Origin of the sequence: Micromonospora sp. NPDC005252 (genome assembly GCF_042872475.1) — a bacterium.
In the GTDB taxonomy this organism is placed as follows: domain Bacteria; phylum Actinomycetota; class Actinomycetes; order Mycobacteriales; family Micromonosporaceae; genus Micromonospora.
The window spans coordinates 115,651-137,306 of record NZ_JBIAKN010000007.1 but is presented as its reverse complement, the minus strand read 5'-3'; the positions used below and the strand labels follow the sequence as shown (position 1 = coordinate 137,306).

The window sequence follows — 21,656 nt, the reverse complement described above, 5'->3', positions numbered from 1 at the left end:
CGCGCGTCCTGATCTTTCGAAAAGCAGTGAAGTCAACTGGTACGGCCGGCGGCCTCAACCGCGTCGGCCCGGCCCTGCTCCCGGGCTCGCGCCACGGCCCGCAACGTCTCGATCTCGCGCTCGAAGTCGGCGAGCGAGTCGAAGGAGCGGTAGACGCTGGCGAACCGCAGGTAGGCGATCTCGTCCAGGTCGCGCAGCGGGCCCAGGATCGCCAGGCCCACCTCGTGACTGGGGATCTCGGCGGCCCCCTTGGCCCGGACGGTCTCCTCCACGCGCTGCGCCAGCAGCGCGAGTGAGTCGTCGTCCACCGGCCGGCCCTGGCACGCCTTGCGCACCCCGCCGATGATCTTCGTACGACTGAACGGCTCGGTCACCCCGCTGCGCTTGACCACCGCGAGGACCGCCTCCTCGACGGTGGTGAACCGCTTGCCGCACTCCGGGCAGGAGCGCCGCCGCCGGATGAGCTGGCCGTCGTCGGCCTCCCGCGAGTCGACCACGCGGGAGTCGGCGTGCCGGCAGTACGGACACCGCATCGCCCAACCTCCAAAATCATGATCAACCGCGGACACTCCGGGCACTTCCGGACACGGCTCGCCACGGCGGCACCACCCTCGGGTGACGCCCGCCGTGATCAACGTTACGGGAGTGCGGTCGGTAGTCGAACCCAACCTGTAGGCAACTTACGCCCGTGTCACTACTACATCTAGGGGTTGACCGTATGTCGCTGGCGAACCCGGGTCAAGTCGACCGGCGTGTCCGGCGCGTCACGGACCATCCGGCCATCCGCACCTGCCACCTCACCGCAGAACCAACGCCGGGAACCCGCCCCGGTTACCGGCCGCACGGCCGGAACGCCCCGGAAAACAGCCACCGATCGAACATCCGTGCTACTCGACGTACCATTTATCAGAACATCCGTACGACCGGAGCGGTTTTTCACCCCGACACGCCGGTGAGAGGTCGTACAGATGTTTGAAAATGACCGATCTCACCTATACGGTCATGAACAACATGGCACCACCGCACGCACCACGAGCCGACGAGGCACCCAGCGCCGACCAGGGAGGACGGACGTGACCGAAGACCGGGCCAGCCGGCCGAAGAGCCCGCAGCAGATCACCGAGGCGGGCCCGCCGGCCACCCGACGCCGCAGCGCCGCGCGCAGCCGGACGGGTCAGCCTGCCGTGCGCCCGGTCACCCCGGTGGTCAGCGCCTTCCCCGACCCCGCGACGGTCGACCTGACCGCCCGCCAGCGCCGCATCCTGGAGTTCATCCGCACCTGGGTCGACCGGCACGGCTACCCGCCGAGCGTCCGGGAGATCGGCGAGGCGGTCGGCCTGGTGTCCCCGTCGAGCGTCGCCTACCAGCTCAAGGAGCTGGAAAAGAAGGGCTTCCTCCGCCGCGACCCCAACCGGCCCCGAGCGGTGGACGTCCGTGCCCCCAGCGAGGCCATCGACGACGAGTTGTCCCGCGCCCAACGGCCCACCCCGGCGTACGTGCCGATGCTCGGCCGCATCGCCGCCGGTGGGCCGATCCTCGCCGAGCAGGCGGTGGAGGACATCTTCCCCCTGCCCCGCGAGCTGGTCGGCGAGGGCGAGGTGTTCATGCTCCAGGTCAAGGGTGACTCGATGCTCGACGCGGCGATCTGCGACGGCGACTGGGTGGTCGTCCGGCAGCAGCCGACGGCCGACTCGGGCGAGATCGTGGCCGCCATGCTCGACGGCGAGGCCACCGTCAAGACCTACCGGCGACGCGACGGGCACGTCTGGCTGATGCCGCAGAACCCCGCCTTCGACCCGATCCCCGGCGACGACGCCACCATCATGGGCCGGGTTGTGGCGGTGCTCCGCCGGATCTGACCGGCCGGCGCGCGGGTGAGTGGCCCCACCGCGCTCACCCGCGCGGCCGGACCGATGGCGCTGACCGTGTCAGTAGCGGTCGCCCCGCTGGCCACGGCCGCCCCCGGGATACTGCCCGTACGGGTCGCCGGGCACGTCGCCGTCCCGCCGACGGCCGGGCCGCTGGCCCCGGTAGTCCGGCTCCTGCCCACCGCGCCGTGGCGGCTCCGCCCGACCGCCGCCGGGCTGACCACCACCGCCGCCGTACACCCCGCCGCCCGGTCGGCCACCGGCACCGCCGGGTCGACCTCCGGGGCCGCCGGCACGGCCGCCACCGTAGACACCGCCACCGACCGGAGCACCGCCGCCACCACCGCCGGGGCGGGCGGGGCCGTGACCGCCGCCACCCCCCTCACCGGCTGGGCGTGCACCGCCGCCGCCGTACACGGCACCGCCAGCAGGAGCGGGACCGCCCCGGCCGGAACCACCGCCGTAGACGCCGCCATCGGCCGCCGCACCGCCGTACACGCCGGTGCCGGGACGGCCACCGCCGGGCGGGGCGCCCTCGTCCCGCCCTGCGCCGCGCCGGTCGTCCCGGTCATCCGCCGAGTCCGAATCGTCGGCCGTGGGTGGCCGGCGGCGGGCCCGCAGGATGCCGACGATGCCGGCGCCGACGAGCAGCAGACCGAGCACGCCGACCGCGCCCACGAGGTAGGTGATGTCATCGAGACTGAGCCCGTCGATCCAGGACTTCTCGGCGGCCGGGTTGGCGCCCCCGGGAGCGGCAACGGGCGCGGCCACGCTGTTGGACGGCGTGTAGCTCAGAATGTCGACGGGCTCGTCCGCGGTGAGCTGCCCGCCGTCGGAGACGGTGACGAAGGTCTTCCCGTCCGGGGTGTAGGAGATCGCCTCGCCGAACGGGTCGGCCAGTGGCGTCACCCGCGGTTTGCCGGTGGTGAGCGCCCCGACGATGTTGCCGTCGGTCACGTCGTACTCGAAGGCGTCCGCGTACGTCCGGACGACGACGCGGCTGCCGTCCGGCGATCGGGCGGCCCCGGTGACCGCGAGCCGCCCGTAGACGCTGAGCGGGTTCTCCGTGGTGGTCTTCGGCAGCTTGATCTCGCCGACCTTCTTCATCGGCACCGGCGCGGTGTCGCCGTTCTTCAGCTTCGCCGTCGGGGTGTAGATCTCCGCGTTGCCGCTCGACACCTTGGTGATGATCAGCGGGAGGTCGTCGGCCCCCACCAGCAACGCCTCGGCGTCGTGCGGCTTGTTCTCGGGGTAGGAGAGCCGGTGCAGCACGGGCTGCTTCGTACCGGTGATCGGCATGGTCCAGACCGCGATCCGCGACCGCCGCTCCTTGTTGGTGGTGTTGTCGCCGATGTCACCGATCCACAGCGTGTCGCCCTTCGGCGACACGGCGAGGTCCTCGGTGTCGAACGGCCCCTGACCCGAGTAGCGGACCGGCTCCTTGACGACCTTGCACTTGCTGTCGAGGAAGAAGATCCGTTTGCGCGCCTCAACCTCGGTGCCGTCGTTGATGACGATGTAGCCGGTCTTGGTCGCTACCAGCCCGGACAGCTCCCGCAGCCGCTCGTCGGTGACCGAGCAGCGCTTCTTGCCGGGGGTGGCGCCGGGCGGCTGGGATGATCCGGGAGCGGGAGCGGCTACGGCGACTCCGGCCAGCGCCACGGTTGCCCCGAGCAGGCCGAGGGCAACCGTGACCGAGGAAACAACGCGGCGCATTCGGCCAGTGTCGCATGCCGCGCGTTTCCGGTGGATGACGCCGGGGCCGCTCAGGGCCGGCTGCCGACCGCCTGGCCCTCGCGCTGCACGTCGAACGGCGCCAGCTCGGCGGCGAGCGCCGCGCTGACCCGAACGTGCAGCAGGGTGCCCTCCGGCAGGTGCGACGTGCTGAGCACCTCGCCCGTGCGGTGCACCCGGGACACCAGGTCACCCCGGTCGTACGGCAGCACGGCCCGGACCTCCACGGCGGGTTGCGGCAGCCGCTCCTCGATCGCCGCCCGCAGGGCGTCGATCCCCCGCCCCGAGTACGCCGAGACGAAGATCGCCTCGGGCCAGAGTCGCTTGAGCCGCAGCAGCGCGTCCTCGTCGGCCGCGTCGGTCTTGTTGACCACCAGCAGCTCGGGCAGCCGGTCCGCGCCCACCTCGGCGAGCACCTCGTGCACCGCCCGGACCTGCTCCTCCGGATCCGGGTGGGTGCCGTCGACGACGTGCACCACCAGGTCCGCCTCCGCGACCTCCTCCAGCGTCGAGCGGAACGCCTCGACGATCTGGTGCGGCAGGTGCCGGACGAAGCCCACCGTGTCGGAGAGCGTGTAGAGCCGCCCGTCCGAGGTGGTGGCCTTGCGGGTGGTCGGGTCGAGCGTCGCGAAGAGCGCGTTCTCCACCAGCACGCCCGCGCCGGTCAGTCGGTTGAGCAGGCTGGACTTGCCGGCGTTGGTGTAGCCGGCGATGGCCACGGCGGGCACGGAGTTGCGGGTGCGACGGGCGCGCTTGGTGACGCGTACCGTGCGCATGCTCTTGATCTCGCGGCGCAGCCGGGAGATGCGGTGACGGATGCGCCGACGGTCGGTCTCCAGCTTGGTCTCACCGGGACCACGCACACCCACACCGCCGCCCGCGCCGCCGCCGCGACCGCTACCACCGGTCTGGCGGGAGAGCGTCTCACCCCAACCGCGCAGTCGGGGCAGCAGGTATTGCAGCTGGGCCAGCTCGACCTGCGCCTTACCTTCCTTGCTCTTGGCGTGCTGGGCGAAGATGTCGAGGATCAGCGCCGTCCGGTCGACAACCTTGACCTTGGTGCGCTGCTCCAGGTTGCGCAGCTGCGACGGCGACAGCTCACCGTCACAGATGACCGTGTCGGCGCCGGTGGACAGCACCACCGCGCCAAGATCGTCGACCTTGCCGCGACCGATGTACGTGGCCGGGTCGGGTCGGGTACGACGCTGGATCAGCCCTTCGAGCACCTGCGAGCCGGCGGTCTCGGCCAGCGCGGCCAGCTCGGTCAGGGAATTCTCCGCGTCGGTGACCGTGCCCTCGGTCCAGACGCCCACCAGGACGACCCGCTCCAGTCGCAGCTGGCGGTATTCCACCTCGGTGACGTCGGTGAGCTCGGTTGACAGGCCCGGAACGCGTCGCAGGGACTGTCGCTCCGACAGCTCCATCTCGCCAGTGGTGACGTCGTCGAACTCGTCCTCGACGGGGACGAAGCTCTCCTGGTCTCGCAAGCGGTTCTCCTGTCCGAAATGATGAGTAGAACGTAATCCTGACATGGCACAACGCCGAACGCACCTGCTATATGCCCGTGCTGGAGGTCGCCAAAAGTGGGGGCGAATACCGGTCGACCTCGACAACCCGGTAGAAATGCGGGGGCGGCGGCCGACCGGCCGCACAGCCGTGACGGAGGGACCCCGTGGCCATCACCCGACTGCCGAGCGCCGGATTCTCGATCACCATCCGGATCGCCGTGACCGCGGACGCGTCCTCGATCGGCCGGCTCACCACCTCCGTCGGCGAGGCCGGAGCGATCGTCACGGCGCTGGACGTGGTGGACTCGGACCCGACCAACGTGATCGTCGACCTGACCTGCGACACCGCCGACGCCGGTCACGCCGACCAGGTGGTCGAGGCGCTGACCGCGCTCGACGGCGTGGACGTGCGCAAGGTGTCGGACCGCACCTTCCTCCTGCACCTCGGCGGCAAGATCGAGGTGACCTCCAAGGTCGCGCTGCGCAACCGTGACGAGCTGTCCCGGGCGTACACCCCGGGGGTGGCCCGGGTCTGCATGGCGATCGCCGAGAACCCGGCGGACGCCCGACGGCTGACGATCAAGCGCAACACGGTGGCGGTGGTCAGCGACGGCTCCGCGGTGCTCGGGCTGGGCAACCTGGGCCCGGCCGCGTCGCTGCCGGTGATGGAGGGCAAGGCCGCGCTGTTCAAGCGCTTCGGCGGGGTGGACGCCTGGCCGGTCGTGCTGGACACGCAGGACACCGACGAGATCGTGCAGATCGTCAAGGCGATCGCGCCCGCGTACGGCGGGATCAACCTGGAGGACATCGCCGCGCCGCGCTGCTTCGAGATCGAGGCCCGGCTGCGCGAGGCGCTGGACATCCCGGTCTTCCACGACGATCAGCACGGCACCGCGATCTGCGTGCTGGCCGCGCTGACCAACGCGCTGCGCGTCGTGGGCAAGCAGCTCGCGGACGTCCGGGTCGTCGTCTCCGGCGCCGGCGCGGCGGGCACCGCGATCATGAAGCTGCTGCTGCGCCAGGGCGTCGGCGACATCATCGCGTACGACCGCCAGGGCGCCCTGCACCGCGGGCTGACCGACCTCAACCCGGCCTGGCAGTGGCTGGCGGAGAACACCAACAAGGAGAACTACGCGGGCGACCTGCCCGGCGCGATCCGGGGCGCCGACGTGTTCATCGGGGTCAGCGCGCCGAACCTGCTCACCGGCGACGACATCGCCGGCATGGCGAAGGACGCCATCGTCTTCGCGCTGGCCAACCCGGACCCGGAGGTCGACCCCCGGGAGGCGCGCAAGTACGCCGCGGTGGTCGCCACCGGCCGCTCGGACCAGCCCAACCAGATCAACAACGTGCTCGCCTTCCCCGGCGTGTTCCGCGGGATGCTTGACGCGCACGCCGAGGAGTTCACCGAGGAGATGGCGATCGCGGCCGCCCGGGCCATCGCCGACGTCGTCGGTGAGGAGAAGATCAACCCGACGGTGATCGTGCCGAGCGTCTTCGACTCGCGGGTCGCCCCGGCGGTCGCCGCCGCCGTCCGGGCCGCCGCGAACAACCCCAGCCCTCTCCCGGCAGCCGACCCGGGCCCCACCGACCTCCCCGAGATCGCGGCCAACGCCAGCGCCACCCCGTAACGCACGAACCGCCGGGCACCCGACCCCGCCCCTCCGTCGATCTTGAAGTTATTGCCATGACACGCCGAGCAGGCTGGCAATAACTTCATGATCGACGCGGCGCGCCCGCGATGTGGGCGCGGTGGGTCAGAGGAGGGGGTGGGTTGGGTTGGTCAGCGCGGAAAGGCTGATCTCGCCCGTTGCCACCAGGACGGCGGGGCCGGACAGCCAGCAGGAATTCTCGGTGACCGTCACCGTCAGGCGGCCGCCGGGGACGTCGACGGCGACCACGCCGGTGTCGCGGCCGGCGTCGCGCAGGGCCACCGCGCCCACCGCGCAGGCACCGGTGCCGCAGGACAGGGTCTCGGCGCTGCCACGCTCGTACACCCGCATCAGGGAGTGCCCGTCGGTGCCGTCGACCGGGTCGCCCGCCACGATGAACTCCACGTTCACGCCGGCCGGGAAGACCTCCGGGTCGAACCCGGGCGCGACGGTGAGATCCAGCGCGGCCAACTCCACGCCCGCCGGCAGGACACAGACCAGGTGCGGATTCCCGATGTCCACAGCCGTGCCGGGCAGGGTCAGCCCGCCCAGGGTGGCGGTCGAGGAGTCGTACACCTGGGGGCGGCGCATCTCGACGGACACGGCGTCGCCCTCGACCAGCGCGCGCACGACGCCGGCCCGGGTGGCCACCGGCAACGCCGCGCCGGCCGGCGTGGCCAGCTCGTTGTCGAGCAGGTAGCGCACGAAGACCCGGGCGCCGTTGCCGCACATCTCGGCGAACGAACCGTCGGCGTTCCAGTAGTCCATGAACCACTCGGCCTCGCCGGCCAGCCCGGCGCCGTCCGGATGCTTGGCCGCCCGGACGACCCGCAGCACGCCGTCCGCGCCGATGCCCCGCCGCCGGTCGCAGAGCGCCGCGACCAGCTCCGGGGTCAGGTCGAGCTGACCGTCCGGGTCGGGCAGGAGGACGAAGTCGTTGCCGGTGCCGTGGCCCTTGGTGAACTCCACGCCCCCATCATCGCGCAGCGGCCGGCACCAGACGCAGCGCGGCCCCGATCAGGTCCGGCGTCGCCGAGTCCAGCCACTGGATCCGCGGGTCGCGCCGGAACCAGGACCGCTGCCGCCGGACGAAGCGCCGGGTGGCCCGGACGGTCTCGTCGTGCGCCTGCGTCTCGGTCAGCTCACCGTCGAGCAGGCGCAGGACCTGCTGGTAGCCGAGCGCCCGGCTGGCCGTTCGTCCCTCGGCCAGCCCTCGACCCACCAGCTCGCGGGTCTCGGGCACCAGACCGTCGGCCCACATCCGGTCCACCCGCAGCGCGATCCGCTCGTCCAGCAGCCCGGTGTCCAGGTCGACGCCGAGCTGCACCGACGGGTAGTACGGGGTCGGCTGCGGCAGTGACGCGGCGAACGGCGCGCCGGTCAGCTCGATCACCTCCAGGGCCCGCACGATCCGCCGCCCGTTGCCGGGCAGGATGCCCTCGGCGGCCACCGGGTCGGCGGCGCGCAGCCGCGCGTACAGCGGAGCCGGGCCGACCTCGGCCAACTCCCGTTCCAGCCGCTCGCGCAGCGCCGCGTCGGTGCCGGGGAACTCGAAGCGCTCCAGCACCGCCCGCACGTACAGCCCCGAGCCACCCACCAGCAGCGGCACCCGTCCCCGGGACAGGATGTCGTCCACGGCCGCGCGGGCCAGCCGCTGGTACTCCGCGACGCTGGCCGGCTCGGTGACCTCCCAAATGTCGAGCAGGTGGTGCGGCACCCCCTCCCGCTCGGCGGGGGTCAGCTTGGCGGTCCCGATGTCCATGCCCCGGTAGAGCTGCATCGAGTCGGCGTTGACCACCTCCCCGTCCAGCGCGTGCGCGAGCGCGATGCTCAACGCCGACTTGCCGGCCGCCGTTGGGCCGACCACCGCCACGACCGTGCCGACCGGGACCGCTGCGCCGCCGGTCACGCCCGCTCCCAGGACGCCACGAAGTAGGCCACGCCGTAGGGGGCCGAGTCGTGCAGCAGCTCGCCGCGCCACCCCGCGCCGCTCGACCGGGCCGCCTCGGCGAGCACCTGCCACGACGCCCGGCCGGCGACCTTCAACTGCCCCGACAGACCCGCGTCCAGGTCGCGCAGGGCGTCCAGGTCCGCCTCGGCCAGGGCCGCGGCGACCCGCTTGTCGTACGGCAGGGCGCGCTGGTCGTCGTACCCGGGGGCCTTCTCCCCCCGGCAGGCCGACCCGTCGCCGAGCACCAGCAGTGCCACCCGCTCACCGGCCGCGGCGACCTGCTCGGCGAGCGCGGCCACCTCCACCGGCCCGGCGTCGGCGGTCACCTGCACGGCGGTCACCGCCGCGGCGGCCACGGCGGGACGCACGGCGTGCCGGGCCAGCAGCCACGCGCCGACCGTCAGGCTCAACGGCAGCACCGCGCCCCGGTCCGGCTGACCGGGGATCAGGGGCACGTCCAGGTCGACGCCCCAGGGCTGCAGGGAACCGGTGGCCGGGGGCCGGATCGGGCCGGTCGACGGGCCGACGCCGAGCAGCACCACCGCGTCCGGATCGGCGGCCAGCAGTCGGCGTACGGCGAGGTCACAGGCCGCGCGCAGGTCGTCCAGTTCGCTGGCGGCGGCACCGGCAACCTCGGGCACGAGCAGGGGCGGATGCGGGCAGACAGCGGCGGCGACCAGTGGCACCCGTTCACCGTAGCGGGAATGCCCGGTGCGTCTCCGCGCCGATCCGGTCAATCAGGCTCTAGGACACCGTATGGTCACGGTCGGCGATAGGCGCTCGACGGGGACCGGGTCGGACCTGTGACAATGCCGGAAGTAACTTGGCTGCGCCGTGGCGGCGACGGGGGACGGCTCCCTCGACGCCGGGAGAACGAGGATGGGCACATGAGCGACTGGACTGCCTTCGGACGGGTGGACGCGGACGGCACCGTTTACGTCAAGACCTCCGAGGGCGAGCGGGTGGTCGGATCCTGGCAGGCGGGAGCACCGGAGGAGGGTCTCGCGCACTTCGCACGCCGCTTCGCCGACCTGGTCACCGAGGTGGACCTGACCGAAGCGCGGCTCAACTCGGGCGCGGCGGACGCCGGGCACTCGTTGAGCACGATTCGGCGGATCCGCACCACGCTGCCCGAGGCCCACGTGGTCGGCGACATCGACGCCCTGGCCGCTCGGCTGGACAAGCTGGCGACCCTTGCCGAGGAGAAGGCCGGGGAGGCCCGGGCCGCCCGGGACGCCGCACGCGTCGAAGCCCTGGCCCGCAAGACCGCGCTGGTCGAGGAGGCCGAGAAGCTCGCCGCCGAGTCCACCGGCTGGAAGACGGCCGGTGACCGGCTCAAGGACATCCTCGACGAGTGGAAGACCATTCGCGGGGTCGACAAGAAGGCCGACGGTGAGCTGTGGAAGCGGTTCGCCGCCGCACGGGACGGGTTCACCCGGCGTCGGGGCGCCCACTTCGCCTCGCTGGACGCGACGCGCAAGCAGGCGCAGACCGTCAAGGAAGAGCTGGTCGCCGAGGCCGAGAAGATCAAGGACTCCACCGAGTGGGCGGCCACGGCCAACCAGCTCAAGGAGCTGATGACGCAGTGGAAGGCCGCCCCGCGTGCCTCCAAGGAGGCCGAGCAGAAGCTCTGGGAACGGTTCCGGGCCGCGCAGGACGCCTTCTTCAGCCGGCGCAGCGAGGTCTTCTCCGCACGGGACAACGAGCAGCGTGGCAACCTGGAGCGTAAGCAGGCGCTGCTGGCCGAGGCCGAGGCCCTGGACATCGACGCTGACCCGAAGGGCGCCCAGGCCAAGCTGCGGGAGATCCAGGCCCAGTGGCACGAGGCCGGCCGGGTGCCCCGCGAGGCGGCCGCCGGGCTGGAGCGCCGGTTGCGGGTCATCGACGACAAGGTCCGCGACGTGATGGACTCGGCGTGGCGCCGCACCACCAAGGAGGACAATCCGCTGCTCGCCCAGATGAGGGCTCAGGTGGCGGAGGCCGAGGAGCGGCTGGCCCGGGCGCAGAGCGCCGGGGACGCCCGCCGGATCTCCGAGGCCGAGCAGGCCCTCGCCTCCAAGCGGCAGTTCCTCCAGCTCGCCGAGCAGGCCGGCTGAGCTGACGCTGTCCGAGAGCCCCCGGTCCCCCGCGAGGGACCGGGGGCTCTCGCGTGTCCGGGGACGCCGCACGGCACGGGCGGGGCCGCGGGGCCGTGCAGTTGACGCATTGAGGCGGGCTGATGAGAATGGGCGACGGAGCCAGGTAGGGCCACCGGGACGAGGGCGACGACGGCGGGGCTCCGCTGTCGAGGATCGGCCGGTGAGCTTCCGCGAGTGTCCCCGTCCGCGTGACATGGACCGTCGCGCACTGTCCGCGTACCCCCAAGGGGCCGTGACGTGCCGACGGCAGCTCGCCCGCGCGGCCCATGGCCGACGCCGGGCCTTTGAAGTGGAGCTCGAATGGTCCGTCCCAAAGCTCTCGGCGGTGCGCTGACCGCGCTCGCCACCGTCGCGGCCGGCGTGTTCATCGCCACCGCCGTCAGCACCGCCCCGGCCTCCGCCGCGGGCACCGGCACCGGCTATCTGCACACGAACGGCAGCCAGATCGTGGACAGCACCGGCGCCACGGTCCGGTTGACCGGCATCAACTGGTTCGGCATGGAGACCGACAACAAGACCTTCCACGGGCTCTGGTCGAGCAATCCGTGGCGGGGGCAGCTCGACACGATGGCCCGGCTGGGCTACAACACGTTGCGGGTGCCGTACTCGAACGACGCGCTGAAGCCGGGCGCGACCGCCACCGGGATCAACGACTTCGTCAACCCGGACCTGATCGGGCTCTCGCCGTTGCAGATCCTGGACAAGGTGATCAACTACGCCGGCAGCAAGGGGATGCGGATCATCCTGGACCGGCACCGGCCGACGTCGGCCGGGCAGTCGCCGCTCTGGTACACGTCGACGGTCTCCGAGGCGACCTGGATCAACGACTGGAAGATGCTCGCCCAGCGGTACGCGGGCAATCCCACCGTGATCGGCGCGGACCTGCACAACGAGCCGCACGCCGAGGGGACCAACCCGGCGGCCACCGGCGCGTGCTGGGGCTGCGGCGACACCGCGCGGGACTGGCGGCTCGCCGCCGAGCGGGCCGGCAACGCCATCCTCGGTGTCCAGCCCAACTGGTTGATCTTCGTGGAGGGGGTGAGCTGCCCCAGTGGTGGCCTCTCCAACGTGTGGGACAACGACCCGAGCAACGACGAGGACTGCGGCTGGTGGGGCGGCAACCTGTCGAAGGCCGGCCAGTTCCCGGTACGGCTGAACGTGGCCAACCGGCTGGTCTACTCGCCGCACGAGTACGCCACGTCGGTCTACCGGCAGACCTGGTTCGACGCCCCCGACTACCCGGCGAACATGCCGGCCATCTGGGACAAGTACTTCGGTTACCTCTACAAGCAGAACATCGCCCCGATCATGATGGGTGAGTTCGGCAGCACCCTCGCCGACCCGAAGGACCGGGTGTGGCTGGAGAAGTTGATGGCGTACACCGGCACCGGCGTGACCGGGATGTCCTTCACCTACTGGTCGTGGAACCCCAACTCGGGTGACACCGGGGGCATCGCGCTGGACGACTGGACGAACATCAACACCACCAAGCAGGCGATCCTCCAGCCGTACCTGATCGCGCCGTCCGGTGGCGGACCCACCGGCGGGCCGACCGGCGGGCCGACCAGTGGACCGACCGGCGGGCCGACGACCCCGCCCCCGGGCGCCTGCACGGCCACCTACCGGCAGGTAAACGCCTGGCAGGGCGGCTTCCAGGGTGAGCTGACCGTGAAGAACACCGGTACGGCCGCGGTCAACCCGTGGTCGGTGACCTGGAGTTGGCCGTCCGGCGTGACGCTGGGCAGTGGCTGGAACGCCACCGTCACCCAGTCGGGCACGACGGTCACCGCCGCCGCGCCCAGTCACGCGCCGTCCCTGGCGGCGGGGGCCTCGGTCACCGTGGGCTTCACCGCCAACGGCGCGGCCAGCGCCCCGGCAACCGTGAAGCTCAACGGCGCCGGCTGCTGAGTCGCCGGGGTGGCCGGTGCCCACGTCGTGGGCGCCGGCCACCCCGGGCATTTACATCCAGGTGCTTCTATGTTCTCATCGGGAAAGCGCTTGCCTCCGCAGTGGCCGGCGTGAGCGCGGGAGCCGCTTTCACCGAACTGCACCGGCGGGCCCGGGAGCCATGGGTCCCGGCCTACCTCGCCGCCCACGGGCATGGGCGTCGCGACGGTCCGTCCGCCTCATCGAGAGGAAGCAGCATGCGCACATCACAGCGTCGGATGACGCTGCTCGCCACCACCGCCGCCGCCACCGCGGCCCTGGTCACCGGCGGGCTCCTGACCGCCGTCTCGGCCCAGGCGGCCGCCGGCTGCCAGGTCGCCTACTCGGTCGCCAGCCAGTGGCCGGGCGGGTTCACCGGCAACGTCACGGTCACCAACCTCGGCGACCCGGTCTCCGGGTGGACGCTGCGCTGGTCGTACGGGGCCGGCCAGCAGGTCAGCCAGGCCTGGGGCGCCACTGTCACACAGAGCGGCGGGCAGGTCTCCGCCACCAACGTCGACTACAACGGCAACCTGGCCACCAACGGCAGCACCTCGTTCGGCTTCAACGCGAGCTGGAACAACTCCAGCAACCCGGCCCCGACCAGCTTCACCCTGAACAACGTCGCCTGCACCGGCGGCACCACCACCCCGACCACGCCGACCACACCGGGCACGCCGACCACCCCGCCGATCCCCAGCGATCCTCCACCGAGCGTCCCGCCGCAGACGGGCCTGGTCGGCTGGGCCACCCAGAACGGCGGCACCACCGGCGGTGGCGGCGCCCCGGCCACCACCGTCTCCAACGCCTCGGCGCTGACCAGCGCCCTGAACGCCACGGGCTCCGCCGTGATCCGCGTCTCCGGAACGATCTCCTGCTCGGGGATGCTGCGGGTCCGGTCGAACAAGACCATCCTCGGCAACTCCGGCGCGACGATCGTCGGCTGCGGACTCAACGTCAGCGGTGACCGCAACGTCATCATCCGGAACCTGACCTTCCGGGACTGGAACGACGACGCGATCAACGTGCAGGAGTCGGCCACCAACATCTGGATCGACCACAACACCTTCAGCAACGGGTACGACGGCGCTGTCGACATCAAGCGCGGGTCGGACTTCGTCACGGTGTCGTGGAACCGGGTCTTCAACCACGACAAGACCATGCTGCTCGGCCACAGCGACGACAACGGCGCGCAGGACACCGGCCACCTGCGCGTGACCTACCACCACAACTGGTTCGACGGCAGCAAGCAGCGCAACCCGCGGGTGCGCTTCGGCAACCCGGTGCACGTCTACAACAACTACTACCGGGCCAACACCGGCTACGGCGTGGCCTCCACCGAGAACGCCGGGGTGCTCGTCGAGGGCAACTACTTCGAGAACGTCCCGGACACGTACCACCTCGGCGAGGCCGACTCCGGGCCGGGCCGCCTGGTCGCCCGCAACAACTACTTCGTCAACTCGCCGGCCGGGCAGACCGGCGGCAGCGTCGCCAGCATCCCGTACTCGTACCAACTGGACACGGCGAGCACCGTCAAGTCCATCGTGACGGCTGGCGCCGGCGCCGGTCGGATCACGGTCTGACCGTGGGCCGGTCGGGGTCCGCCGTGCCGGCGGGCCCCGGCCGGGGTCAGTGCGCGGCGCAGCCGCCGGTGGGCGCGGGCGCGACCGCCGGTGCGCCGATCGTGGGCAGGCCCAACAACACCCCGGGGGTACGCGGGGAGCGCCCCGCCTCGGCGGCGTCGCCGGCCCGCGTGCGCCGGTGCGACAGCGGCGCTCCGTCGGCGTTGAGGTGATGCGGCGCGGCGTACGTGACTGTGGTGTGCACGATGTCGCCGGGCCGGATCGACCCGGCGAAACTGCCGGCGTCGAAGTGGACGAGCCGGCCGTCGCGGGCCCGGCCGGAGAGCCGCCCGGTCCGCTCGTCCTTGCGGCCCTCGCCGACCGCGACCAGCACCTCGACGGGCTCCCCCACCAGTCGCTTGTTCTCCGCCCAGGAGATCTCCTCGACGGCCGCGACCAGCCGCTCGTAGCGCTCCTGCACGACCTGCTTGGGCAACTGGCCGTCCATGGTCGCGGCGGGAGTGCCGGGGCGCTTCGAGTACTGGAAGGTGAAGGCCGAGGAGAACCGGGCCTCGCGCACCACGTCCAGCGTGCGCTGGAAGTCGGCCTCCGTCTCGCCGGGGAAGCCGACGATGATGTCGGTGGTGATCGCCGCGTCCGGCATCGCCGCACGGACCTTCTCGATGATCCCCAGGTAACGCTCGGAGCGGTACGAGCGGCGCATCGCCTTCAGCACGTCGTCGGAGCCGGACTGCAACGGCATGTGCAGCGAGTGGCAGACGTTCGGCGTCTCGGCCATCGCGGCGATCACGTCGTCGGTGAAGTCCTTCGGGTGTGGGCTCGTGAACCGGACCCGCTCCAACCCGTCGATCTCGCCGCAGGCGCGCAGCAGCTTGCCGAACGCGTACCGGTCACCGAACTCGACGCCGTAGGAGTTGACGTTCTGCCCGAGCAGGGTCACCTCCAGCACGCCCTCGTCGACCAGGGCGCGCACCTCGGAGAGGATGTCGCCGGGACGGCGGTCCTTCTCCTTGCCGCGCAGAGCGGGCACGATGCAGAACGTGCAGGTGTTGTTGCAGCCCACCGAGATCGAGACCCAGCCGGCGTACGTGGACTCGCGGCGGGTCGGCAGCGTGGACGGAAAGACGTCCAGCGACTCCAGGATCTCCACCTCGGCGGCGGCGTTGTGCCGGGCACGTTCCAGCAGCACCGGCAGGGCACCGATGTTGTGCGTGCCGAAGACCACGTCCACCCAGGGCGCCCTGCGGACGATCTCGCCGCGGTCCTTCTGCGCCAGGCAACCACCGACGGCGATCTGCATCCCCGGGTGCTTGTCCTTCACGGGGCGCAGATGACCGAGGTTGCCGTAGAGACGGTTGTCCGCGTTCTCCCGCACCGCGCAGGTGTTGAAGACGACGATGTCCGGGGTGTCGTCGGCCTGGGGCGCGCGCACGTAGCCGGCCTGTTCGAGCAGGCCGGAGATGCGCTCGGAGTCGTGCACGTTCATCTGGCAGCCATAGGTGCGCACCTGGTAGGTGCGCGGGCTGCCCGCCGCTGCGGTAGTCATGACCAGGACAGCGTATCCGGGTCGGCCGGATCACCCCGAACCGAGGAGCACCCGACATGTGCCGAAGCATCAAGACGTTGCGGGAGCCGTTCACCCCGCAGGTGACCGACGCGGACATCGAGGCGGCGGCGTTGCAGTACGTCCGGAAGATCTCGGGCTTCCGGGCGCCCGCCGCGCACAACGCCGCCGCGTTCGAGGCCGCGGTGGCCGCCGTGACGGAGGCCACCCGCACCCTGCTCGACCAGCTGGTCGTGCGGGGTGGCGGGTCGAGCGCCGCCGACCGGCCGGCCACCGCCGCCACCGGGCGCGGCTGACCTCTTCGGCGCACCGGCCTCTTCGGCGCACCGGCACGGGCACCGGCCCCGGCTCGGCCCGGCCGGCTGGGCACCGGGTCAGGCCGCGGCGAGCACCGGCGCGACGGTGTCGGGAGCCCAGCGCGAGCGGTGACACTGCGACCAGCCCCGGCAGCCCGGGTCACCCAGCGTGCACAGCCGCTTTCGGCTGAGCACCTCGCCGTCGTCGGTGTCCCGGACGTCGAAGTGCACCGGGCGGACCGTCCCGTCCGGTGCGACGAGCAGGTGCCGGCCAGCGTCGAGCGTGTCGTCGCGCAGCAGGCAGTTGCGGCCCAGCAGTCGGGCCAGCGCGGCGATGCTGGCGTGCTCGGAGAGCCGGTCGGGCACCCCGTAGCAGTCGACCACCGTCGAGAACTCGCCCGGCGCCTGCCAGACGTCACACACCACCGCGTACGCCGGCAGCCGGGCCGGGTCCGCCACTGCCAGCGGCATCACCACCCGACCGAGCGCCTCGGCCAGCGCCGGGTAGACCTCCACGGGTCGTACCCGATCGATTCTCCAGTTCCACAGCTCGGTCATTCCGCCTCCTCGCTGCGTTCGTCCCACCGGCCTCCGGATCGGGCCTTACTGACGATGGTGGGGGGCATTTGACCCCAGCCGGGGGCAAGTTACCGGTCTGTGACCATTCCGGGCAAAATTTCCCTGAGCGGCATTGCTCGGAGTAGCGGGAAGGTGACAGTTTATCGGCTATCGTGCGCCATCCGCACCACCGGGACCGCGTGTCCCGGCACTGCGTCCGGGCCTCGCCGCGCTGTCCGTCAGCGCAGGACGACCAGGTGCTCCCCGCGGGGCAGCAGCTCGCCCACCACTGGCGCGCCCGGCAGCTCACCGGCGACCAGCAGGCCGCCGGAAGTCTGCGCGTCGGCCAGCAGCAACCGCTCACCCTCGTCCGCCGCGCCGAAATCCGTCCAGGGCGTGACCCACTCCAGGTTGCGACGGCTGCCGCCGCTGACGTACCCGTCGCGCAGCGCCTCCCGCGCGCCGGCCAGGTACGGCACCCGGGCGGTGTCGATGGCCACCGTGAGCCGGCTGGCACGGGCCAGCTTCGAGGCGTGCCCGAGCAGGCCGAAGCCGGTCACGTCGGTGCCGCACCGGATACCGGCGGCTACCGCCGCCCGCGCAGCGTCCCGGTTGAGGGCGCTCATCGAGGCGACCGCCTCCGGGAAGCTCTCACCGGTCGCCTTGTGCCGGGTGTTGAGCACGCCCACCCCGAGCGGCTTGGTCAGCGACAGCGGCACCCCGGCCCGGCCGGCGTCCAGAGTGATCAGTTCCTCCGGGCGCACGGTGCCGGTGACCGCGAGGCCGTACTTCGGGCCGTCGTCGTCCACGCTGTGCCCACCGGCCAGGTGACAACCCGCCTCCCGGGCCACGTCCTGACCGCCGCGCAGCACCTCGCGCGCCAACTCGAGCGGCAGCACGTCGCGCGGCCAGCAGAGCAGGTTGAGCGCCACCAACGGGATGCCACCCATCGCATACACGTCGGACAACGCGTTGGCCGCGGCGATGCGCCCCCAGTCGTACGCGTCGTCGACGACCGGGGTGAAGAAGTCCGCGGTGCTGACCAGGCCCGTCCGCTCGTCCAGGCGGACCACCGCGGCGTCGTCGCCGTGGTCCAGGCCGACCAGCAGCTCGGCGGTGCCGGTGGCCGGGCCGAGACCGGCCACCATGACCTCCAGCTCGCCCGGCGGAATCTTGCAGGCGCAGCCACCGCCGCGCGCGTAACGGGTCAGCCGTACCGGTTCCGTCATCCCCCCATGATCTCGACAAGCCGGTCTCGACGCCACCGTTGCGGCCCGGTGGTGACCAAAATCGGACCCCCGACAACGATCGGGACCGGTGTTACCGCTCCGTGACCAACTGAGTTGCGTTCCGCCACATCACGCCGCCTACAGTTGCCCAACCGGGGGTCAACCGACCCCGATCCGGGAGACGACAGGGACGGTGGACGACGTGACGACGGGCGAACCGCTCATCGTGCTGGACGCGGTCAACAAGTGGTTCGGGCCGCTGCACGTGCTGGACGACGTCTCGCTGTCGGTGGGTCGGGGCGAGGTGGTCGTGGTGATCGGCCCGTCCGGCTCCGGCAAGTCGACGCTGTGCCGCGCCATCAACCGACTGGAACCGATCAACTCCGGCACCATCACCTTCGACGGCCAGCCGCTGCCGGCCGAGGGCAAGCCCCTCGCCAAGCTGCGCAGCGAGGTGGGCATGGTCTTCCAGTCCTTCAACCTCTTCGCCCACAAGACCATCCTGGAGAACGTCACCCTCGGCCCGATCAAGGTCCGCAAGGAGAAGCCGGCCGCTGCCCGCGAACGCGGCCTGGCCCTGCTCGACCGGGTCGGCATCGCCAACCAAGCGGACAAGTTCCCGGCCCAGCTCTCCGGCGGTCAGCAGCAGCGGGCAGCGATCGCCCGCGCCCTGGCCATGCAGCCCAAGGCGATGCTCTTCGACGAGCCGACCAGCGCCCTGGACCCGGAGATGGTCGGTGAGGTGCTGGACGTGATGACCTCGCTGGCCAGTGACGGCATGACGATGGTCGTGGTCACCCACGAGATGGGCTTCGCCCGGCACGCCGCCAACCGGGTCATCTTCATGGCCGACGGGCAACTGGTCGAGGATGCCCCGCCAGCGGAGTTCTTCGCGAACCCGCGCAGCGAGCGGGCCCGAGACTTCCTCTCCAAGATCCTCACGCACTAGGCGTCCGTAGTGGAGCGCGCCGTACTCGGTGGGCTCCGTTGAAGAAGGAGAAGAGTATGCGTATCAAGCGCGTTGCGGCAGTCGCCGCGGTCGCCGCTCTGGCGCTCGGCCTCACCGCTTGTGGTGGCGACGACGGCGGGGACACCGGTGCTGGCAGCAAGTCCTTCGCCGCCGGCAGCACCATGGAGAAGCTGAACAAGGCCCAGAAGATCAAGGTTGGCACCAAGTTCGACCAGCCCGGCTTCGGTCTGAAGGGCCTGTCCGGCAAGCCGGAGGGCTTCGACGTCGAGATCGCCAAGATCATCGTCAAGGAGCTCGGCATCCCCGAGGACAAGATCGAGTGGGTTGAGGCCCCCTCGAAGGTCCGCGAGGACGTGATCGTCAACGGCAACGTCGACTTCGTCGCCGCGACGTACACGATCAACGACAAGCGCAAGGAGCGGATCGCCTTCGCAGGCCCGTACTACGAGGCTGGCCAGAACATCCTGGTCAAGAAGGACGACACCACCATCACCGGGCCGGACTCGTTCAAGGACGGCACCAAGAAGGTCTGCTCGGTGACCGGCTCCACCCCGGCCGAGACGATCAAGAAGTACGTCAAGGACGTGGGCACCCAGCTGGTGCTCTTCGACACCTACGACAAGTGCCGTGACGCCCTCAAGGGCGGCCAGGTCGACGCCGTGACCACGGACAATGTGATCCTGCTCGGCTACATCGCCAAGGACGAGGCCTCCTTCAAGTTGGCCGGCGACAACTTCACCAAGGAGCCGTACGGCATCGGGGTGAAGAAGGAAGATGCCGACTTCCGCAGCTTCATCAACGACACCCTGGACAAGGCGGTCGCCGACGGCAGCTGGAAGAAGGCCTGGGACGACACCGCTGGCAAGTTCGGCGCGGAACTGGGCTCGGCGCCCACCATCAACCGCTACTGATCTGATCCTTCGATCTGGAGGGTGGGGAGGAACACCGACCCGTGAACGTGCTCATCGACAAGTTCGACGTCTTTGCGGGTGGTTTCTGGCTCACCCTCCAGATCTGCGTACTCGCCGCGATTGGCGCCCTCATCCTGGGCGGGATCCTCGCGGTGCTCCGCATCTCCCCGGTGCCGCCGCTGCGCGCGCTCGGCACCACGTACGTGAACGTCTTCCGTAACATGCCGCTGACCGTGGTGATGTTCTTCGCCGCCTTCGGTCTGCCAGCGCTCGGCTCCAACGCGGACTTCCTCCGCATCCCGGTGCTCGACTCGCTGTTCAGCCGGCTCGGCACCGACCTGCCGTATTTCCGGTTCGCGCTGATCGCCCTCGTGCTCTACACCGCCGCGTTCGTCTGCGAGGCGTTGCGGTCCGGCGTGAACGCGGTGCCCGCCGGCCAGGCAGAAGCCGCGCGGTCGCTGGGTCTGACCTTCGGCCAGAACCTGCGCCACGTGGTACTGCCGCAGTCCTGGCAGGCGTCGGTGGTGCCGCTCGGCTCGGTGATCATCGCGATGATCAAAAACTCCGCGCTGGCCGGTTTCTTTGGAGTGGTCGGCGACCTTTCCGCCACGGCTGACCAGCTCACCGGGGCCGAGGGCTACGCGTTCATCCCGGTCGCCATCGGCGTCTCGGTCGGCTACCTGATCATGACTGTGCCACTCGGCGCCCTGCTGGACCGGATCGAGAAGCGACAGGCGGTGGCCCGATGAGTCAGCAGACCAGCGTCCTCTACGACATCCCCGGGCCTCGGCAGCGGCGGATCACGCTGGTCAGCAGCATCTTCGCCGGCCTGGTCCTGCTCGTCGGGGCCTACTTCCTGATCTACCGGCCGTTGGACGAGAAGGGCCAGCTGTCGATGGAGTTGTGGGGGCCGCTGGTCGACCCCTCCAACGAGAACTTCTCCCAGGTGTGGCATCGGATCGGCCTCGGTTTCAAGAACACGCTGATCGCAGCGGCACTGGCCATCGTGACCTCACTGATAGTGGGCACTCTGCTCGCCGTACTCCGGATCCAGCTCAAGAGCCTGACCCGGCTCCGTTACGCCGGCATGGCAACTCCAATTGCGTACCTGCTGCGCGGGCTGAGCACGCTGCTGTCGGCGGTAACCCGTGTCTGCGTCGAGGTTTTCCGCGGCCTACCCGTCGTGCTCACCATCTTCTTCGTGGCCCGCGGCTTCCCCGAGTTCGGCCTCTACCTTGACAACCTCTGGTACCTGGTCATCGGCCTCACGATCTACAACTCCGTGGTGATCGGCGAAATTCTCCGGTCCGGCATGGAGGGGCTGCCGAGCGGTCAGGCCGAGGCCGCCGCAGCCATCGGGCTGTCCCCGACGCAGACCACCCGGATGATCCTGCTGCCGCAGGCCTTCCGGATCATGCTGCCGGCACTCATCAGCCAGCTGGTTGTGGTACTCAAGGACACCTCGTTGGGGTTCATCATCAGTTACGAGGAAACCCTGAACATCGGCAAGCAGATCATCGGCGTGCTGGGCAACCCGATCCAGGTGTACGTCGTGATCGCCGTGCTCTTCATCGTGGTGAACTACTCGCTGTCGAAGGTGGCCCAGTACGTCCAACGCCGGCTCTCCCGGGGCCGCAAGACCGCGGGCACCCCGGCGCAGAACCCGCCTCCCGCGGCGCTCATGTCTCAGGCCGAGGGTGCCGGCGGAGGCTCCTGACGCTCAGCTCGAAAGCAGAAGGGCCAGCCCGGCGTCCGGGCTGGCCCTTCT

Annotated in this window: 19 protein-coding genes; 10 read left to right on the top strand and 9 right to left on the bottom strand. The window is 70.9% G+C overall.

The features are described from left to right. Positions 1–32 precede the first annotated feature (32 nt). Positions 33–533: a transcriptional regulator NrdR gene (gene nrdR, locus ACFYPH_RS20910; protein WP_234587987.1), complete on the bottom strand. Its 501-nt coding sequence runs from the start codon at positions 531–533 to the stop codon at positions 33–35. Positions 534–1,073: 540 nt separating this feature from the next. On the opposite strand from nrdR, the gene lexA reads away from it, so the two are divergent. Beyond that, positions 1,074–1,859 carry a transcriptional repressor LexA gene (gene lexA, locus ACFYPH_RS20905; protein ID WP_355064023.1) on the top strand — a complete coding sequence of 262 codons (786 nt, stop codon included), beginning with the start codon at positions 1,074–1,076 and terminating at the stop codon, positions 1,857–1,859. Positions 1,860–1,928: 69 nt separating this feature from the next. Here lexA and ACFYPH_RS20900 read toward each other — a convergent pair whose 3' ends face one another. After that, a complete protein-coding gene (locus tag ACFYPH_RS20900; protein ID WP_387183927.1) occupies positions 1,929–3,584 on the bottom strand; it encodes a hypothetical protein in 1,656 nt (551 codons plus the stop codon). 50 nt (positions 3,585–3,634) lie between these two features. Further along, positions 3,635–5,089, bottom strand: coding sequence for a GTPase HflX (gene hflX / locus ACFYPH_RS20895; RefSeq protein ID WP_354862366.1), 1,455 nt, complete (start codon positions 5,087–5,089; stop codon positions 3,635–3,637). A 185-nt stretch (positions 5,090–5,274) separates the two neighbouring features. Here hflX and ACFYPH_RS20890 point away from each other — a divergent pair, with 185 nt between their 5' ends. Beyond that, on the top strand, positions 5,275–6,741 hold the full coding sequence (locus ACFYPH_RS20890; RefSeq protein WP_354862368.1) for an NAD-dependent malic enzyme: 1,467 nt from the start codon (positions 5,275–5,277) through the stop codon (positions 6,739–6,741). Positions 6,742–6,867: 126 nt separating this feature from the next. On the opposite strand, the gene dapF is transcribed toward ACFYPH_RS20890, so the two are convergent. The 3 genes from dapF to ACFYPH_RS20875 are packed head-to-tail and all read right to left on the bottom strand — an operon-like array spanning position 6,868 to position 9,399. Next, positions 6,868–7,731, bottom strand: a complete 864-nt coding sequence (gene dapF, locus ACFYPH_RS20885) for a diaminopimelate epimerase (RefSeq protein WP_354863191.1) — start codon at positions 7,729–7,731, stop codon at positions 6,868–6,870. A gap of 7 nt (positions 7,732–7,738) precedes the next feature. Then, positions 7,739–8,671, bottom strand: coding sequence for a tRNA (adenosine(37)-N6)-dimethylallyltransferase MiaA (gene miaA / locus ACFYPH_RS20880; RefSeq protein ID WP_355133549.1), 933 nt, complete (start codon positions 8,669–8,671; stop codon positions 7,739–7,741). Further along, entirely contained in the window at positions 8,668–9,399 is a 732-nt protein-coding gene (locus ACFYPH_RS20875) for a hypothetical protein (protein WP_363937752.1), read from the bottom strand. The genes miaA and ACFYPH_RS20875 overlap by 4 nt, the downstream gene beginning before the upstream one ends. A 201-nt stretch (positions 9,400–9,600) precedes the next feature. On the opposite strand from ACFYPH_RS20875, the gene ACFYPH_RS20870 reads away from it, so the two are divergent. From ACFYPH_RS20870 to ACFYPH_RS20860, 3 genes are all read left to right on the top strand, one after another. Continuing rightward, entirely contained in the window at positions 9,601–10,809 is a 1,209-nt protein-coding gene (locus tag ACFYPH_RS20870) for a DUF349 domain-containing protein (RefSeq protein WP_354863188.1), read from the top strand. A gap of 342 nt (positions 10,810–11,151) precedes the next feature. Then, on the top strand, positions 11,152–12,759 hold the full coding sequence (locus ACFYPH_RS20865) for a cellulase family glycosylhydrolase (protein WP_387183922.1): 1,608 nt from the start codon (positions 11,152–11,154) through the stop codon (positions 12,757–12,759). A 236-nt stretch (positions 12,760–12,995) separates the two neighbouring features. Beyond that, entirely contained in the window at positions 12,996–14,360 is a 1,365-nt protein-coding gene (locus ACFYPH_RS20860) for a cellulose binding domain-containing protein (protein WP_387183919.1), read from the top strand. Positions 14,361–14,406: 46 nt separating this feature from the next. Here the strand turns inward: ACFYPH_RS20860 and miaB are convergent, their stop codons facing one another. Then, a complete protein-coding gene (gene miaB / locus ACFYPH_RS20855) occupies positions 14,407–15,906 on the bottom strand; it encodes a tRNA (N6-isopentenyl adenosine(37)-C2)-methylthiotransferase MiaB (RefSeq protein ID WP_355064030.1) in 1,500 nt (499 codons plus the stop codon). Positions 15,907–15,962: 56 nt separating this feature from the next. On the opposite strand from miaB, the gene ACFYPH_RS20850 reads away from it, so the two are divergent. Continuing rightward, the gene (locus ACFYPH_RS20850; RefSeq protein WP_355064032.1) at positions 15,963–16,220 is read left to right on the top strand and encodes a DUF2277 family protein; all 258 of its coding nucleotides are present in this window, start codon (positions 15,963–15,965) and stop codon (positions 16,218–16,220) included. A 78-nt stretch (positions 16,221–16,298) separates the two neighbouring features. Here the strand turns inward: ACFYPH_RS20850 and ACFYPH_RS20845 are convergent, their stop codons facing one another. Next, entirely contained in the window at positions 16,299–16,778 is a 480-nt protein-coding gene (locus ACFYPH_RS20845) for a hypothetical protein (protein WP_354862858.1), read from the bottom strand. A 239-nt stretch (positions 16,779–17,017) separates the two neighbouring features. Further along, positions 17,018–18,007, bottom strand: coding sequence for a selenide, water dikinase SelD (gene selD / locus ACFYPH_RS20840; RefSeq protein ID WP_355064034.1), 990 nt, complete (start codon positions 18,005–18,007; stop codon positions 17,018–17,020). A gap of 193 nt (positions 18,008–18,200) precedes the next feature. On the opposite strand from selD, the gene ACFYPH_RS20835 reads away from it, so the two are divergent. The 4 genes from ACFYPH_RS20835 to ACFYPH_RS20820 are packed head-to-tail and all read left to right on the top strand — an operon-like array spanning position 18,201 to position 21,605. Then, entirely contained in the window at positions 18,201–18,956 is a 756-nt protein-coding gene (locus ACFYPH_RS20835) for an amino acid ABC transporter ATP-binding protein (protein WP_354862861.1), read from the top strand. A 56-nt stretch (positions 18,957–19,012) separates the two neighbouring features. Beyond that, positions 19,013–19,888 (top strand): glutamate ABC transporter substrate-binding protein, encoded by an 876-nt coding sequence (locus ACFYPH_RS20830; protein WP_354862863.1) that lies wholly within the window; start codon positions 19,013–19,015, stop codon positions 19,886–19,888. A 41-nt stretch (positions 19,889–19,929) separates the two neighbouring features. Continuing rightward, positions 19,930–20,637, top strand: coding sequence for an amino acid ABC transporter permease (locus tag ACFYPH_RS20825; protein WP_354862864.1), 708 nt, complete (start codon positions 19,930–19,932; stop codon positions 20,635–20,637). Continuing rightward, positions 20,634–21,605 carry an amino acid ABC transporter permease gene (locus ACFYPH_RS20820; protein WP_354862866.1) on the top strand — a complete coding sequence of 324 codons (972 nt, stop codon included), beginning with the start codon at positions 20,634–20,636 and terminating at the stop codon, positions 21,603–21,605. Before ACFYPH_RS20825 ends, ACFYPH_RS20820 begins: the two co-directional genes overlap by 4 nt. The last annotated feature ends 51 nt before the right edge of the window (positions 21,606–21,656 follow it).